Here is a 14,601-nt window from a genome sequence, read left to right as displayed (position 1 = left end):
TTCTTATGACGGAACAAGAACTACAAAACCTAAAATACCCAATTGGGCAATTTGATTGTCCAGAAACTATTACCCAAAAACATATTGAAGACTGGATCACGGTTTTAGAGCAATTTCCAATTAAATTTGAAGCGCTTGTTAAACACCTTTCTAAAGAACAATTAGATACTACATACAGACCAGGAGGATGGACAATCAGGCAGGTGGTGCATCATGTTTCAGATAGTCATCACCATAGTTATACACGTTTTAAATGGGCTTTAACTGAAGATAAACCCATTATTAAGGCTTACTTTGAAGATCGTTGGGCAGAGTTAAGTGATAGTAAGTTCGAGCCAATTCAAATGTCGATTGAACATTTAAAAGCTATTCATTATAAGTTAGTTAGCTTATTAAAATCGTTATCTCCTGAAGATTTAAAAAGAAGCTTTATTCATCCAGAAACTAACAACGAAGTTTTACTTAGTTATAATATTGGTAATTATGCTTGGCATAGTAAACACCATTATGCACATGTTGAAAATTTAATGAAGCGAAAAGGGTGGTTATAAATGATTAGAGATTTACAAATAAACGATGCGCAAGAATTACTAAGTATTTATAATTATTATGTATTAAATACTACCGTAACTTTTGATGTAGAACCCTTATCTATTGATGCATTTTTAGCTAAATTAAAACTAATTTCTGCTGATTATCCTTTTATTGTTTTTGAAGACAATAACGAAATTCTAGGCTATGCTTATGGCAGTAGATTCCGACCCAAACCAGCTTACAATTATGTAGTTGAATCTACGGTTTATGTAAAGCATACAGCACATGGAAAACAGATTGGTACAAAACTTTATGCAGAATTATTAAAGCAATTAAAAGAAACCAATTTACATACTGTATTGGGTGTTTTAACTATACCAAATGATGCTAGCATAAAACTTCACGAAAAGTTTGGTTTCGAGCAGGTGGCTAACCTAAAAGAAGTCGGGTTCAAATTTGGCGAATGGCAACATGTTGGAATTTGGCAATTAAAATTAGACTAGCGTTTCCATTTAATGCCACAACCAATACTTGGTTTTTGTAATTGTGTATTGGCTTTGTTTTCAATTAAACAATCTAAAGCATGTCTGAGGTCTTTTCCAGATACCGGAATAGTATTTCCTGGTCTAGAATCATCTAGTTGACCTCTGTAAACTAGTTTTAAATCCTTATCAAAAACATACAAATCGGGAGTACAAGCAGCATGGTAAGCTTTTGCTACATTTTGAGATTCGTCGTATAAATAAGGAAACGGGTAGTTTTCATTTTTAGCAAGTGCTTTCATTTTTTCAGGTGAATCCTGAGGGTAATTAACAATATCGTTACTAGAAATAGCAATAAAACTAATGCCTTTTTCCGCGTAAGCGTTTGCTATGGAAACTATTTCAGAATTGATATGAATCACAAAAGGGCAATGATTACATATAAATAGTATGACTGTGCCTTGCTTTCCTTTTAATGTGTTGAGATTTAAAGTTGAATCTGAAACCGTATCTAAAAGTGAAAAATCTGGAGCTTTTGTTCCTAAAGGAATCATATTGGAAGGCGTATCTGCCATAGTTATCGTTTTTATCAAAGTTCGTAAATATTTGTATTTTTAAAAAATGAATAACACAATTACTTTTGAAGATTTTACTAAAGTAGATTTACGCGTTGGGACTATTATTGAAGTTCTTGATTTCCCAGAAGCTAGAAACCCAGCTTATCAACTTACTATAGATTTTGGAGCGTTAGGAATTAAAAAATCTTCTGCTCAAATAACGACACTTTATAAAAAAGAAGATTTATTAAATAGGCAGGTTGTAGCAGTTGTTAACTTTCCTAAAAAGCAAATTGCAAAATTTATGAGTGAATGCTTGGTTTTAGGCGCGGTTAATGGTAAAGATGTTATACTTTTAAATCCTGAGAACAAAGTGAAAAATGGAACCTCTGTAAATTAATTTATGCAAGATTTAGATACCGTTAAAATTAACTTTGACAGTAATGGGTTATGGGTTTTAAATATAGCACTTGCGCTTGTTATGTTTGGTGTGGCTTTAGGGATAACACTAAATGACTTTAAAGCGTTGTTAAAACAACCTAAACTTGTTTTAATTGGGGTTTTATCGCAATTTATACTATTGCCTCTGGTTACATTTCTTCTTGTTATTTTAATACAACCACAGCCTAGCATTGCATTAGGCATGTTTATGGTTGCTGCATGTCCTGGAGGAAATATATCAAATTTCATGACACATATGGCTAAAGGGAATACCGCTTTGTCTATTAGTCTTACAGCTTTTGCAACTTTTCTAGCAATGTTTATGACGCCTTTTAATTTTCGGTTTTATAGTGGATTATATGAACCCACAGCTCAAATTTTAAAAGCTGTAGAATTAGATTCTTTTGAGTTGGTGAAACTCGTTATTTTAATACTTGGTGTGCCTTTACTATTTGGCATGTTATTACGGTATAAGAACCCGATGTTAGCATTGAAGCTTACTAAAATATTAAAACCCTTATCAATAGTAATTTTTGCGGCAATTGTTGTTATTGCTTTTTCAAAAAATATTGATGTTTTTAATGCATATATTGATCATGTATTAGCTATTGGGATTTTTCATAATATTATAGCATTACTTTTAGGGTTTTTAGTCGCTAAACTATTTAGATTATCATTTAAAAACCAGAAGACATTGGCTATAGAAACTGGAATTCAAAACTCGGGTTTAGGCTTATTGTTAATTTTTTCTTTCTTTAACGGGTTAGGAGGGATGGCTATTTTAGCAGCTTTCTGGGGTATTTGGCATATTATATCGGGATTGTTGTTAGCGTTTTTTTGGTCAAGAAAAAAAGAAGAAGTTTGAAGCGTATTTGGTTATCATTTGTAAGAGGGTATATTGGTTTAGGCATGTTTTTCTATTTTAGAAGAATACATGTTAACAATATTGAAAATGTACCTAAAAACAAGCCAGTTTTAGTATTGAGCAATCACCAAAATGCGCTTTTAGATGCTTTGTTAATCGCAATTAAATGTGGTAGGTTTTCTTATTTTTTAACCCGAGCAGGCGTTTTTAATAAACCATTTGTTGCTAAAATTTTGAAAAGTTTACAAATGCTTCCTGTTTATAGAATTAGAGATGGTTGGGGGAATTTAGCTAATAACAATGCTATTTTTGCAACCTGTTCTAAACTATTAAATAACAATGCGTGTATTGTAATATTTCCTGAAGGTAATCATAGTTTAAAAAGAACCGTACGGCCTTTAAGCAAAGGGTTTACAAGAATAATAATGGAGACTTTTGAAGAGAACCCGGCACTAGATTTGCAGTTGCTTCCTGTTGGTTTAAATTTTAAGCATGCAGATAAATTTCCTGATAGTACTTCAATCTATTTTGGGAAGCCAATAGCCGCTAATACCTATGTTTCTGAAAATAAAAATGAATCTGTTATTAAGCTGAAAACTAAAATACAGTCTGAAATAGCTGAATTAACTACTCACATTCCAAAAGATAATTACGATTCTGATTTAAATAGATTGCATAGTTTAGATGTTGATTTTTTAAAGCCTAAAGCGGTTAATAATTGTTTGAATTCTGGGTTTGAAGACTGTGAGTCAAAAAAACCGGATAGCAATTTTAGGTTCTTTAAAAATGTGTTTAAAATATTATTAATAATCGCTTTTATTTTGCCTGTTCTAGTATGGAAGTATGTTGCTAAACCAAAAATAAAAGAAATAGAGTTTTTATCTACTTTTAGGTTTGCTGTAGTTGTTACATTGGCGCCTTTATGGTTAATTGTTGTATTTGCAACAATAACTTTTACATTAGGTTGGCAATTGGCATTTGGCTATTTTATTGCTAGTTTATGTATAGCCTTATTAGCAGTTAAGCTATAAAAAAATATAAAAAAATATAAAAAAAAACCGCAACGGTTAGTTGCGGTTTGTGTTTATTATGATTTTAATATTAAATATCGTCAAAATTTATATCTGTAAAACTTTCAGGAGTCTGAGTTTTTAAATCTGCTTCAGTAACTCTAGAACCATCATCTTCATATTCTTTTTTGAAATCTTTTTGATGACGCTCACTAATTACTTCATCACCTTTTTCGCTAATGATATAATCAGTCATTTCGGCTAGAATTTCTTTGAATTCTGTAAAGTCTTCTTTGTAAATATATATTTTATGTTTTTTGTAATGAAATGATCCGTCGTCATTAGTGAATTTTTTACTTTCAGTAATAGTTAAGTAATAGTCTTCTGCTTTTGTAGCTCTTACATCAAAAAAGTAGGTTCTTCTACCTGCTCTTAATACTTTTGAAAAAATTTCCTCTTTCTCCATCATACCGTTATACATAATTTAATTATCTAGTTATTGTATCAAAAATCTAAAAAAAAAGCTAATAACCAATTGATTTTAAATTTTCTTTTTAAAACATCAAACTTTATTGAATTTAATTAAATGAAAATGGCCTTTTTTGTAATTATTTATTAGAAGACGTTTCGCTTAATTGTTTTAAGTATAGATGTTTATAGTAACCTTCTATGTTTATTAGGCTATTATGAGTGCCTTCTTGAACAATTTCACCATCATCTAAAACAATAATTTTATCTGCGTTTTTAGCCGATGAAACTCTATGACTAACAATAATTGATGTTTTTCCTTTTGATATTTTGTTGAGGTTCTTTAAGATTTTCTCTTCAGTTTCGGTGTCAACGGCCGATAAGCAATCGTCTAATAACAAAATTTTAGGCGACTTAATAATGGCTCTGGCGATAGATACACGTTGTTTTTGTCCTCCAGAAAGGGTTATGCCACGTTCTCCTAAAACAGTATCGTAACCTTTGTTAAAGCTAATGATGTTTTTATGGACTTGAGCGTTTTTAGCAGCTTCAATTACATCGTCTTCAGTAGCATCTTGCTTACCAAATTTAATATTGGTTTTTATAGTATCAGAAAACAAGAAAGCATCTTGAGGTACGTAGCCAATACTATCTCGTAAATCGTTTAAATTTAGCTTACTTATTTCTGTATTACTAATGGTTATAGATCCTTTATCAATATCGTATAGCCTACCTATTAAATCTAAAATGGTTGATTTTCCAGATCCTGTTTTCCCTAGTATAGCTAATGTTTCACCTTCTTTAATGTTAAAACTTATGTTTTTTAGTGCTTGAATATTGGTGTCGTTATAAGTAAAAGATACATTTTTGAAATTAATATCTCCTTTTATTTCAGTAGGTGCATCTACGGTGTTTTTAATTTCAGGTTCAATTTTTAAAAACTCATTAATTCGTTTTTGCGATGCTTCGGCTTGCTGTACTATAGAGGTTACCCAGCCCACAGTTGCAACGGGCCAAGTAAGCATATTTACGTAAATGATAAACTCTGCTATGGTTCCAATACTTTCTATTTCACCATTAATATATTGCATACCGCCAATATAAATAACAAGAAGGTTACTGGTACCAATAAGTAATACCATCATGGGAAAAAACCAAGCTTGTACTTTAGCTAGGCTAATTTGCTTTTCTTTACTTTCTGTAGCAAGCGATTTAAAATTTACTGAGGTTTGTGGCTCAATACCATAAGCTTTTATTACCGAAATACCACTAAAAGATTCTTGGGTAAATGTTGAAAGTTTAGATAGATATTCTTGTACAATCGTACTTCGCTTATGGATTTCTCTACTTAATTTATAAATTACAATAGATAAAATAGGAAGCGGTACTACCGTATATAACGTTAATTTTGGTGAGGCATTAACCATATAAATTATAACAATAACGAAAAGTGCGAGTGTATTTATACTGTACATTAATGCTGGGCCTGCATACATACGTACACGAGTTACATCTTCTGTAATCCGGTTCATTAAATCGCCTGTTCTATTACTTTTGTAAAAGTTTAAGGATAACTTTTGGTATTGCTCGTAAATTTCATTTTTTAAATCAAACTCAACATATCGAGACACATTAATAATGGTTTGCCTCATGAAAAAAGTTAGAATAGCTGCAAAAAGTGCAGCCCCAATTATGTATAGAATAGCTTCTAGTAAATGGGCTCTAAAAACAGTTTCGCTAATAGATTTATCAAAATAGTTTTCTATAGCTACAAATATTTTTTTTACATAGCGTGGTGTATAAAGTAAAAATAAACGTGCGATAATGGTTATAATTGAACCAATTATTAGACGCGTTCTATATTTATAAAAGTATTTATTTAAGTGTTTTAATTCTTTCATTTACCTAATTAGGAATAGCAGAGCAAATATAACTTAATAATAGGGAATATGATGGTTTATGAAGTTTGCAAAGTGTTAAATATCTTTTAAAAAATAGACAAATGTTTTGAATATGAACTGAACTTTGTGGATATGTGCGCGTTAGGGATTGCAGCGGAAAGCCCACAGCCCGACGTAGGAGGTGCGAGGACTTGTAACGGAAAGCCCGACCCTTTTTGGGTAACGCCCAAATAACTTTAATTTTTATTGTTATGAACTAAAATATAGTGTTATTTTTGCGGCTCGAAAAACAATGATAATTATTCATATTTTTTAATTAAGGTTCTTTGTAATGATGTTAAATAGAAGACATATACGTGTAAAAGTTATGCAAACCATGTATGCTTTTAAAGGTAGTGAGAGTGATGATTTTAGTAAAGATCAAAAGTTTTTACTTTTCAGTATAGATAATATGTATAATTTATATCTATTATTAATATCCTTATTAATTGAAGTTCAGAAAAGAGCTGAAAGCGATTTACAAAAGAAACAGAAAAAACATCTCGCTACAAAAGAGGATAAAGACCCAAATAGAAAGTTTGTTAACAACCAGTTACTTAAACTTTTAAAAGAAAACCTGCCTTTAATCGATCAATTAAAAGCTCATAATGTTAATAATTGGGAATTAGACGGTGAATACATCGATCTTATTTTTAAAGATATTATGGCTAGTGATTTGTATAAGGAATATATGAAAACCAGAGTGTCTGATTTTAAAGAAGACAAGAATTTTATTGTTGATGTCTTTAAAGATATTATTGCACCAAACGATAAGCTTTATGATTATATGGAAGATAAAAATCTGACTTGGTTAGATGATCTTCCAACGGTAAATACTACCATTTTAAAACTGCTTAGAAAAGTTAAAGAAACATCGCCTGAGAACTATTTTACACCAAAGCTTTATAAAGATATAGAGGACAAACAGTTTGCTATAGAGTTATTTAAGAAAACGCTTTTAAATGCTTCTCATATTAATGGTGAGATTGATAAGAAAACTCAAAACTGGGATTCTGATCGTATTGCTACTGTTGATTATGTGTTACTGCAAATGGCAATTTGTGAGTTGAATAATTTCCCTTCAATACCGGTAAAGGTAACTATTAACGAGTATTTAGAAATATCTAAAGAGTACTCCACTCCTAAGAGTAGTATTTTTATAAATGGTATTTTAGATAAGCTTGTAAAAGAATACGAAGCTGCTGGAGAACTAAAGAAAATTGGTAGAGGTTTAATGTAATGGCGCTTTATTATTGTAAATTATTGTTAAGAGCAGTACAAAAATTTTTAATCGATTAAATAATTACTATTTTTGCACATCTAAAAAATTTAAATAAATCTATCATGAAAAAAGTAATATTAGGACTTAGTGCTATGTGCTTAATAGCATTTACTTCTTGTAAAGAGAATGCTGCCCAAAAAATTGATGAAGCTAATGTAGCTGTTGCTGCAGAAAGAGATGCTGTGGCATCTAAATTTCCAGTATTAGAGTTTGATAAAAAAGAACATGATTTTGGAGAAATTGAAGCTAAAACATCTGTTGAAACTACTTTTAAGTATACTAATAAAGGTGAAGCACCTTTAGTAATTACAAATATTAAAAGTTCTTGTGGTTGTACAGTACCTCAAAACTGGAGTAGAGAGCCATTATTACCTGGTGATTCTGGTGAGTTTTCTGTTAAGTTTAACGGAAGCGGTGCTAACAAAATAACTAAAACAATAACAGTTACTGCTAATACAGAAGCTGGATCTGAAATTGTGAAAATTACAGCATTTGTAAAACCAGATCCTAATAAAGCAGTACCAGCTAAAAGCTAAATAAATTTATAATGGGAGAAGGTATAGGGCAATTTTTGCCATTCATTTTAATGTTTGTAGTTGTGTATTTCTTTATGATTGCACCACAAATGAAACGTGCAAAAAAAGAAAAGAAATTCGCAGCCGAATTAAAACGTGGCGATAAAGTAATTACCAAAAGTGGTTTACACGGTAAAATTGCTGAGTTAAATGATAAAGACAATAGTTGTGTTATAGAAACTATGGCTGGAAAGCTTAAGTTTGATAGATCTGCAATTTCTATGGAAATGAGTTCTAAACTTAATGCTCCTGTTGCTGTTAAGTAATTTATCTTAATTATATAATATTAAAAAGCTTCCATTCGGAAGCTTTTTTTATGCTTTATTATTACATGTTTAGCAGTTTTTGTATTTATCATGTAGTCCAACACCTTGCTGAATCATAGGAGTGATTTTTTCTAGCCTTTTAAGTTTTGTGGTGTCTCGTTTGGCAGATTCTATGTACTCACAATATTCGCGTTGTTTGTATGGCGATAAGTTCTCGAAAGCTGTTTTTAGTGTTTTATTAGAGTTTAAAACCACTTTAAGGGCATCTGGTAAAATGGTTTTCTTTGTTTTGCGTTCGGGTTTAATTTCTTTACCGAGCTTTTGGTTTTTAATGGCTTCTTTTACATAGGCTAAAACTACTTTTTTGTCTATATCACTAATGGTTTCAAAACGCATTTGTCGTAATGCCTTCGTTTTGTTTTCTTGGGCGTTAACCAATAGGTTGTGTTCATCTTTCAAAAAAACACCGTTAAAAAACCAAATTCCAAAATGATTTTTAAATGCTCCTAAACCTAAAACATTTTTACCATTAACGGTATAAACTGGTGCGTTCCATTTTATAGTCTCACCAACTTCTGTAGTATTTATAATATCTCGTAGCATGACAAGAGCATCGCTAAAATTTTGATGTTCCTCAATGTATTCCTCTACTGAATAAATCTTTTTCATAATGTCTATTCAATTTTTATTAGATATTTACTCAAAAGTCCGTCAACAGACTTTCGTGAAAACTTAGCGCCTTTAATGCGATTGTTTTCAAGGTCAATAATAAAGTTTTTAGATGTTCTAAAATCAGCCTTCTCTAAATTGGTTTTTAAAAAAGTGGCATTTAGTAAATCACAATGATCAAAAACGGATGTACTCAAATTACATTCTGTAAAATCTACACCTTCCAATTTACAGACTTTAAATATCATTTTAGATAAGTTCATTTTATAAAACGAGGCATGGCTTAATTGGCAATTGTCAACTGTTATATTAAAAGCAAAATCGCTGCATTTTTCAAAATCTATGCCTAGCATTTTACAATCTTTAAAAATAACATCTTGAAAACCAGTTTGAAAAACATTGGCAGAACTCAAATTACAATCATAGAACTCACACTCCATAAAACGTGTATTTGACAAATCTGCATCTAAAAAACTACAATTTATAAACGTACATAACTCGTAATCGCCTTTTTCAAATTCGTATTTAGAAAACGTTTCGTTTTCAAAAGTTTGCTCGTCTATAAAGTTTTGATCCATTCAATATATGATTTTAAGTTTTTTTAGTGCCTCATGTGTAAATATAATTATTATACATTTAATATTTAATAAAGCGATTTTGGTACTTATTTAAATACAAAGACTTCAATTAAAAATTGAAGTCTTTAGAAAATTATAATATATTTATTTGGTTTACATGGTGTAAAAGAACTGCTCGTTAACAATTTTACCATCGTTCACTTCAAACACGCAAACCTCTTCCATTTGTTGTCTGCCACGGTCTTTAAACGTAACATCAAAACTCATTTTTGCTGTAAAATGGTTATCTGCTACCAAAGGATCTGAGATCTCTCCACTATGAAATTCCACAACATTATCTAACCATTGTTTACTTTTCTCCCAAACGTTCTGTTTGCCCGTAACCACTTCGCCATAAGGCACTCCAGGCATTTCTTTACTCGTAACGTTTTCGCCATAAAGTTCTTCAATGCATTCCATGTTTTTGCCTTCACGACACATTTGTGCCCACTTATTTGCTACTTCTTGTGTATTCATAGTTTAATTTGTTTTGATGATTTATAAAAGTAACAAATAATTATTTACTGAAATCTTAATAAAATGTTATGTTTTTTTAATTGTTAATGATTTTATGACTTTTCTAAGAGTAAAGTCAAGCAAGGGTTTAACCTTAATTTAAAGCCGATTTATAAGTCTCTAAACAACGTTCGCGAGCAAATTTATGGTCTACCATTGGTTGTGGGTAAGTAAGTTCTTGAAAATCTGGAACCCATTTCTTAATGTAGTTTAAGTCTTTGTCAAACTTTTGTATTTGGGTAGTTGGGTTAAATATTCTAAAGTATGGTGCAGCATCAACACCACTACCAGCAACCCATTGCCAATTGCCAATATTACTTGCCATATCGTAATCGTGAAGTTTCTCGGCAAAATAGGCCTCGCCCCATCGCCAATCTATAAGTAAGTGTTTGCATAAAAAACTACCAACTAACATTCTAACTCTGTTGTGCATAAAGCCTGTTTGGTTTAGTTGCCGCATACCAGCATCAACTAATGGGTAACCTGTATTGCCTTCGCACCAAGTATTAAATTCGGCTTCGTTATTACGCCACTCGATACGATCGTATTTAGGCTTAAAACTGGAGTCTTTAGTGTGTGGAAAGTGCCAAAGAATTTGAGTAAAAAATTCACGCCAAATGAGTTCTTGCCAAAATATTTCGTTTGTTTCACCAATTGCTTTTTTAACCATTTTACGAACGCTAACTGTTCCAAAACGTAAATGTGGTCCTAGTCGTGACGTACTATCTTTTGCAGGGAAGTTTCTAGTGTCTTCGTATTCTTGGATTAGGGTTGGTGTTACCTGGTATGGTTCTATATGTTGATTTGATTTTATAAAACCAATATCTGATAAACTTAAGTTTGGCAATTCGGTTTCAGAGATTAAATTGTCAAGTAATGTTTCTGAAGGGTATAGTTTAAATTCGAGTGCTCTAAATGCTTCTTTCCAGCGTTTCATGTAAGGTGTGTAAACCAAATAGGGTTTACCATCGCTTTTTGTGACATCATCTTTTTCAAAAATAACTTGGTCTTTAAACGTTTGGAATTCAATATTGTTTTTAGATAAAAATCTGTTTATTTCTGTATCACGCGTTTTAGCATAAGGTTCGTAATCATGATTTGTAAAAACAGATGCTATATGGTACGTTTTAACTAATTGCTTGTAGACATCAATTGGTTTGCCATGAAACAACGCTAAACTTGAGCCAAATTCGGTTTTTAAGGTCTTATTTATTTGTTGTAAGGTTTCATGAATAAAAGTTACTCGTGCATCATTTTCTGGTAATTTTTCAAGAATATCTTCGTCAAAAATAAAAATGGGTAATACGGGGTTCTTATTGCTTAAAGCTTCATAGAGTCCAACATTATCATCTAATCTTAAATCGCGTCGAAACCAAAAAATATTTACTGTTTGCTTCATTAAAAAACTAAAATTTATTTCCGCGAAAGCGAAAATTATATATTATTTATAAACCCCAAAAAGAGCTTCTAATTTTTCTGTTCTGTAATTAAAAATCTCTTCCAATTTAGGTTTTACTAATATAGGATGAACTAATTGCCCAAGTACACCAAAGGGCACTTTATAATCTATAATATCTTCCATTTCTACTCCGCCATCAATTTCTTTTATAAAATGTTTATGATGCCATAGGGAATAAGGGCCAAAGCGTTGCTCGTCTACAAAATAATTTTTGTCTACACTATGCGTAATTTCAGTAACCCATTTTGTTTTAATACCTAATACAGGAGTAACAATGTACTGTATTATCTGTCCAGCAAACATAGGTCTATCGGCACCAGATAAAATTTCAAATCCCATATAGTCTGGCGTTATAGTCTTTAAGTTTCTAGGATCTGACAAAAAATCCCAAGCTTGATTAATAGTAATTGGTAAGTTTTGTTTTTTATGTAGTCTATAAATTTTCATGGTAGATTTAATTGTTCAGTAAAATGTAACCGTTTAATGAGGTTGCAATACAAAGCCATATTAAATAGGGCAGTATAAGCAGGGTTTTAAAACCCATTTCTTTTTTAAAAGAGAATGTAAATGCAGCTACAACAAAGGTTAGTAATAGAATAACTGTAAAACCAACACCAACAAGATGTTGATTGAAAAATATGTAATTCCAGATAACGTTTAAAATAAATTGTATTGTAAATAAGACAAGTATTTTAGCAGTTGGAATTGACTTGTATAAATAGGCCATGTAGATGGCAAAACAAATCATTATAGTTGTCCAAGCTACACCAAATACCCATCCTGGTGGTGTCCAAGGAGCTTGGTTTAAATTAGTGTACCATTCAGTTTGTGGCCCATTATTCATAAGCCAACTACCAATTGCCAAAGCCGCAAAATTAGTGACTAAGAAAATAACGAGATATTTAAGCAACTTCATTTTTTAGTTGATTTATTTGTTCTGCAATTTTTTGGGCTTCTGCATATTTATCATCACTTGCCGACCTGTTTATGGTTGATAGGCTGTGCCATTCTTTCATTAATGCTTCATATTTTGATTGAAGTTTTTCAACTTCTGTTTTCTTTTTGAATAATCCGAACATAACTTTTTATTTTAAATGTTTTGTGATTTTAGAACTTAATGGATTTGTAGTAGACATATAATAGTCTATTAAAGTTCCATTTGAGCTCACTAAATATTTTTGAAAGTTCCATTTTACTGAAGAACTTTTCACACCATTATTAATATCTTCAGTTAACCAAGAATATAATGGATGTTTGTTTTTCCCTTTTACATCAACTTTTTCTGTAATTAAAAATGTGACACCATAATTAAGTTCACAAAACGAAGTTATGGTTTCTGCATTACCAGGTTCTTGCTTTCCAAATTGATTACAGGGCACGCCTATAATTTGAAGTTTATCTTGATACTGATCATATAACTCTTGTAAGTCTTTATACTGTGGTGTAAACCCACATTTAGAGGCAACATTGACGAAAAGGATATGTTTGCCTTTAAATTCGGTAAGATTAATTGGTTTTCCATTTATGGCATTAATTTTAATATCGTAAATAGAGTCTACATTTATTTTTTCAGCACTATTTTTAGAACTTAAAGTAGTTAAAAATTCTTTTAATGGATTCATGAATTTATATTTTAAAACTAACAATACCGCAGTCCATTTCAAATATTTGGCCAGAAATAGAGGCACAGCTATCCGATATTAAAAAGGTTGCCATGTCTGCAACTTCATCTGGCGATAAAAACTTTTTTAAAGGATGACGCTCAGTAATATTTTCTATCATCTTATCGTTTCGTAATAATTTTGAAGCGAGTTGCGTATCTGTCACAGTTGGAGCTATAGCGTTTACGCGTATGGTAGGCGCTAATTCGGCTCCTAAAGACTTTACTAAACCTTCTATCCCAGATTTGGAAACAGCTACGCTAGCATGGTAAGGCATGCCTAATTTTGCAGCTACGGTACTAAATAGAACAATAGCTGGTTTGTCTCCGTTTTTTAAAATTGGTAGGTATTTTTGAATCACTTTTACAGCACCAAGCACATTGATTTCAAAATCATTTTTAAAATCATCAATACTTAACCTAGAAATGGGTTTTAAATTAATACTGCCTGGACAATAAACTAAACCGTCAGCCATATCAATTTCTGGTAATTCATCTTGTGTAACATCGCAACTATGGTGAGTTAAGTTTTTATGCGATATTTCTGGAGTACTTCTGCTAATGTTAACAACATTGCAATAGGCTAAAAGCTTTTCAATTAAAGCTTTACCAATGCCCTTACTTCCACCAACTACTATTATTGTTTTCATAGGTTTCAGGGCATTTTATTTGTTATGGCCTGCCCTTTAGCCTTTTTTCAATTTTTTGTTTTATAACGGTTAAGCGTTTCATAAGATCCATAATCTCAGGATCTTTTTCTACTTTATAAATATCGTTTAAACCTAATATTAAACTTTTTACCTCTCTAGACGATTCGATGCGCTCACTTGTTGTTTTAAAAGTGTGTCTACGCTGCTCGAATTCTAAAGCTTTATCAATAATTTCCATAATTTTTTTTAATCTTTAATCTATTCTATTTGCTGCAAATTGCATACCAAGTGGGGCAATATAGTAAATTATGACAGATTAACTATTTTTATATAGAATTATTAGGAAAAATTTAGTATTAATAGATATTTGATAATACTTTTTATTAAAATATTACAATAGTCTGCCTTTTAGTCGCTTTTCAACTTTTCTTTTTATAACTGTTAATCGTTTCATGATATCCATTATTTTTTCATCTTTTTTCACTTTATAAACCTGATTTAAATCAAGGATTAAAGCTTTTGCTTCTCTGGAAATCTTAACACGATCGCTGGTTGATAAAGATCTCATCTTTCTTTGTTCAAATTCTAATGCTCTGTCTATTAGTTCCAT

22 protein-coding genes are annotated in these 14,601 nt (G+C 31.2%); 8 read left to right on the top strand and 14 right to left on the bottom strand.

The window, feature by feature from the left end; genetic code table 11:
• The first annotated feature begins 5 nt into the window (after positions 1-5).
• Positions 6-551 (top strand): YfiT family bacillithiol transferase, encoded by a 546-nt coding sequence (locus SJY43_RS15015; protein WP_396601559.1) that lies wholly within the window; start codon positions 6-8, stop codon positions 549-551.
• Positions 552-1,037 carry a GNAT family N-acetyltransferase gene (locus SJY43_RS15010; protein ID WP_396601558.1) on the top strand — a complete coding sequence of 162 codons (486 nt, stop codon included), beginning with the start codon at positions 552-554 and terminating at the stop codon, positions 1,035-1,037.
• Here the strand turns inward: SJY43_RS15010 and SJY43_RS15005 are convergent.
• Positions 1,034-1,591, bottom strand: coding sequence for a thioredoxin family protein (locus tag SJY43_RS15005; protein WP_396601557.1), 558 nt, complete (start codon positions 1,589-1,591; stop codon positions 1,034-1,036). The genes SJY43_RS15010 and SJY43_RS15005 overlap by 4 nt on opposite strands.
• Positions 1,592-1,637: 46 nt before the next feature.
• On the opposite strand from SJY43_RS15005, the gene SJY43_RS15000 reads away from it, so the two are divergent.
• The 3 genes from SJY43_RS15000 to SJY43_RS14990 are packed head-to-tail and all read left to right on the top strand — an operon-like array spanning position 1,638 to position 3,910.
• Positions 1,638-1,973, top strand: a complete 336-nt coding sequence (locus SJY43_RS15000; protein ID WP_396601556.1) for a tRNA-binding protein — start codon at positions 1,638-1,640, stop codon at positions 1,971-1,973.
• Between the two features lie 3 nt (positions 1,974-1,976).
• Positions 1,977-2,879, top strand: coding sequence for a bile acid:sodium symporter family protein (locus SJY43_RS14995; RefSeq protein ID WP_396601555.1), 903 nt, complete (start codon positions 1,977-1,979; stop codon positions 2,877-2,879).
• On the top strand, positions 2,876-3,910 hold the full coding sequence (locus tag SJY43_RS14990; protein WP_396601554.1) for a lysophospholipid acyltransferase family protein: 1,035 nt from the start codon (positions 2,876-2,878) through the stop codon (positions 3,908-3,910). Before SJY43_RS14995 ends, SJY43_RS14990 begins: the two co-directional genes overlap by 4 nt.
• Positions 3,911-3,980: 70 nt before the next feature.
• Here SJY43_RS14990 and SJY43_RS14985 read toward each other — a convergent pair whose 3' ends face one another.
• Both SJY43_RS14985 and SJY43_RS14980 read right to left on the bottom strand, forming a co-directional pair.
• The gene (locus SJY43_RS14985; protein WP_396601553.1) at positions 3,981-4,370 is read right to left on the bottom strand and encodes a PUR family DNA/RNA-binding protein; all 390 of its coding nucleotides are present in this window, start codon (positions 4,368-4,370) and stop codon (positions 3,981-3,983) included.
• Between the two features lie 127 nt (positions 4,371-4,497).
• Positions 4,498-6,258, bottom strand: a complete 1,761-nt coding sequence (locus SJY43_RS14980; protein WP_396601552.1) for an ABC transporter ATP-binding protein — start codon at positions 6,256-6,258, stop codon at positions 4,498-4,500.
• Between the two features lie 331 nt (positions 6,259-6,589).
• On the opposite strand from SJY43_RS14980, the gene nusB reads away from it, so the two are divergent.
• The 3 genes from nusB (at position 6,590) to yajC (ending at position 8,420) form a co-directional block, all read left to right on the top strand.
• Positions 6,590-7,537 (top strand): transcription antitermination factor NusB, encoded by a 948-nt coding sequence (nusB, locus tag SJY43_RS14975; protein WP_396601551.1) that lies wholly within the window; start codon positions 6,590-6,592, stop codon positions 7,535-7,537.
• A gap of 104 nt (positions 7,538-7,641) precedes the next feature.
• On the top strand, positions 7,642-8,115 hold the full coding sequence (locus SJY43_RS14970) for a DUF1573 domain-containing protein (protein WP_396601550.1): 474 nt from the start codon (positions 7,642-7,644) through the stop codon (positions 8,113-8,115).
• 11 nt (positions 8,116-8,126) lie between these two features.
• Entirely contained in the window at positions 8,127-8,420 is a 294-nt protein-coding gene (yajC, locus tag SJY43_RS14965; RefSeq protein WP_396601549.1) for a preprotein translocase subunit YajC, read from the top strand.
• Between the two features lie 69 nt (positions 8,421-8,489).
• On the opposite strand, the gene SJY43_RS14960 is transcribed toward yajC, so the two are convergent.
• The 11 genes from SJY43_RS14960 to SJY43_RS14910 form a co-directional block, all read right to left on the bottom strand.
• Positions 8,490-9,089, bottom strand: a complete 600-nt coding sequence (locus SJY43_RS14960; protein WP_396601548.1) for a YdeI family protein — start codon at positions 9,087-9,089, stop codon at positions 8,490-8,492.
• Positions 9,090-9,094: 5 nt separating this feature from the next.
• Complete coding sequence (locus SJY43_RS14955) at positions 9,095-9,667, bottom strand: pentapeptide repeat-containing protein (RefSeq protein ID WP_396601547.1); 573 nt, start codon at positions 9,665-9,667, stop codon at positions 9,095-9,097.
• A 153-nt stretch (positions 9,668-9,820) separates the two neighbouring features.
• Positions 9,821-10,183 (bottom strand): SnoaL-like domain-containing protein, encoded by a 363-nt coding sequence (locus tag SJY43_RS14950; protein ID WP_396601546.1) that lies wholly within the window; start codon positions 10,181-10,183, stop codon positions 9,821-9,823.
• 133 nt (positions 10,184-10,316) lie between these two features.
• The gene (locus SJY43_RS14945; protein ID WP_396601545.1) at positions 10,317-11,621 is read right to left on the bottom strand and encodes a cryptochrome/photolyase family protein; all 1,305 of its coding nucleotides are present in this window, start codon (positions 11,619-11,621) and stop codon (positions 10,317-10,319) included.
• Positions 11,622-11,663: 42 nt separating this feature from the next.
• Complete coding sequence (locus SJY43_RS14940) at positions 11,664-12,128, bottom strand: cell division inhibitor (RefSeq protein WP_396601544.1); 465 nt, start codon at positions 12,126-12,128, stop codon at positions 11,664-11,666.
• 7 nt (positions 12,129-12,135) lie between these two features.
• Positions 12,136-12,597, bottom strand: a complete 462-nt coding sequence (locus SJY43_RS14935; protein WP_396601543.1) for a TspO/MBR family protein — start codon at positions 12,595-12,597, stop codon at positions 12,136-12,138.
• Positions 12,584-12,760: a Lacal_2735 family protein gene (locus SJY43_RS14930; RefSeq protein WP_396601542.1), complete on the bottom strand. Its 177-nt coding sequence runs from the start codon at positions 12,758-12,760 to the stop codon at positions 12,584-12,586. Before SJY43_RS14930 ends, SJY43_RS14935 begins: the two co-directional genes overlap by 14 nt.
• Before the next feature lie 6 nt (positions 12,761-12,766).
• Complete coding sequence (locus SJY43_RS14925; protein WP_396601541.1) at positions 12,767-13,303, bottom strand: glutathione peroxidase; 537 nt, start codon at positions 13,301-13,303, stop codon at positions 12,767-12,769.
• Between the two features lie 4 nt (positions 13,304-13,307).
• Positions 13,308-13,991 carry an SDR family NAD(P)-dependent oxidoreductase gene (locus tag SJY43_RS14920; RefSeq protein ID WP_396601540.1) on the bottom strand — a complete coding sequence of 228 codons (684 nt, stop codon included), beginning with the start codon at positions 13,989-13,991 and terminating at the stop codon, positions 13,308-13,310.
• Between the two features lie 22 nt (positions 13,992-14,013).
• A complete protein-coding gene (locus SJY43_RS14915; RefSeq protein ID WP_109353114.1) occupies positions 14,014-14,229 on the bottom strand; it encodes a hypothetical protein in 216 nt (71 codons plus the stop codon).
• A gap of 153 nt (positions 14,230-14,382) precedes the next feature.
• On the bottom strand, positions 14,383-14,601 hold the full coding sequence (locus SJY43_RS14910; protein WP_396601539.1) for a hypothetical protein: 219 nt from the start codon (positions 14,599-14,601) through the stop codon (positions 14,383-14,385).

Origin of the sequence: Algibacter sp. R77976, assembly GCF_044594645.1 — a bacterium.
In the GTDB taxonomy this organism is placed as follows: Bacteria; Bacteroidota; Bacteroidia; order Flavobacteriales; family Flavobacteriaceae; genus Algibacter_B.
This window is presented reverse-complemented; position numbering and strand designations above follow the sequence as displayed.

Bases quoted from the DNA above. Each gene is read 5' to 3' on its own strand.
- SJY43_RS14985 (WP_396601553.1), bottom strand. From the start codon at position 4,370: ATGTATAACGGTATGATGGAGAAAGAGGAAATTTTTTCAAAAGTATTA.
- SJY43_RS14925 (WP_396601541.1), bottom strand. From the start codon at position 13,303: ATGAATCCATTAAAAGAATTTTTAACTACTTTAAGTTCTAAAAATAGT.
- SJY43_RS14970 (WP_396601550.1), top strand. From the start codon at position 7,642: ATGAAAAAAGTAATATTAGGACTTAGTGCTATGTGCTTAATAGCATTT.
- SJY43_RS15000 (WP_396601556.1), top strand. From the start codon at position 1,638: ATGAATAACACAATTACTTTTGAAGATTTTACTAAAGTAGATTTACGC.
- SJY43_RS14945 (WP_396601545.1), bottom strand. From the start codon at position 11,621: ATGAAGCAAACAGTAAATATTTTTTGGTTTCGACGCGATTTAAGATTA.
- SJY43_RS14955 (WP_396601547.1), bottom strand. From the start codon at position 9,667: ATGGATCAAAACTTTATAGACGAGCAAACTTTTGAAAACGAAACGTTT.
- SJY43_RS14960 (WP_396601548.1), bottom strand. From the start codon at position 9,089: ATGAAAAAGATTTATTCAGTAGAGGAATACATTGAGGAACATCAAAAT.
- SJY43_RS14910 (WP_396601539.1), bottom strand. From the start codon at position 14,601: ATGGAACTAATAGACAGAGCATTAGAATTTGAACAAAGAAAGATGAGA.
- SJY43_RS15010 (WP_396601558.1), top strand. From the start codon at position 552: ATGATTAGAGATTTACAAATAAACGATGCGCAAGAATTACTAAGTATT.
- SJY43_RS14930 (WP_396601542.1), bottom strand. From the start codon at position 12,760: ATGTTCGGATTATTCAAAAAGAAAACAGAAGTTGAAAAACTTCAATCA.
- SJY43_RS14940 (WP_396601544.1), bottom strand. From the start codon at position 12,128: ATGAAAATTTATAGACTACATAAAAAACAAAACTTACCAATTACTATT.
- SJY43_RS15005 (WP_396601557.1), bottom strand. From the start codon at position 1,591: ATGGCAGATACGCCTTCCAATATGATTCCTTTAGGAACAAAAGCTCCA.
- yajC (WP_396601549.1), top strand. From the start codon at position 8,127: ATGGGAGAAGGTATAGGGCAATTTTTGCCATTCATTTTAATGTTTGTA.
- nusB (WP_396601551.1), top strand. From the start codon at position 6,590: ATGATGTTAAATAGAAGACATATACGTGTAAAAGTTATGCAAACCATG.
- SJY43_RS14935 (WP_396601543.1), bottom strand. From the start codon at position 12,597: ATGAAGTTGCTTAAATATCTCGTTATTTTCTTAGTCACTAATTTTGCG.
- SJY43_RS14915 (WP_109353114.1), bottom strand. From the start codon at position 14,229: ATGGAAATTATTGATAAAGCTTTAGAATTCGAGCAGCGTAGACACACT.
- SJY43_RS14980 (WP_396601552.1), bottom strand. From the start codon at position 6,258: ATGAAAGAATTAAAACACTTAAATAAATACTTTTATAAATATAGAACG.
- SJY43_RS15015 (WP_396601559.1), top strand. From the start codon at position 6: ATGACGGAACAAGAACTACAAAACCTAAAATACCCAATTGGGCAATTT.
- SJY43_RS14950 (WP_396601546.1), bottom strand. From the start codon at position 10,183: ATGAATACACAAGAAGTAGCAAATAAGTGGGCACAAATGTGTCGTGAA.
- SJY43_RS14920 (WP_396601540.1), bottom strand. From the start codon at position 13,991: ATGAAAACAATAATAGTAGTTGGTGGAAGTAAGGGCATTGGTAAAGCT.
- SJY43_RS14995 (WP_396601555.1), top strand. From the start codon at position 1,977: ATGCAAGATTTAGATACCGTTAAAATTAACTTTGACAGTAATGGGTTA.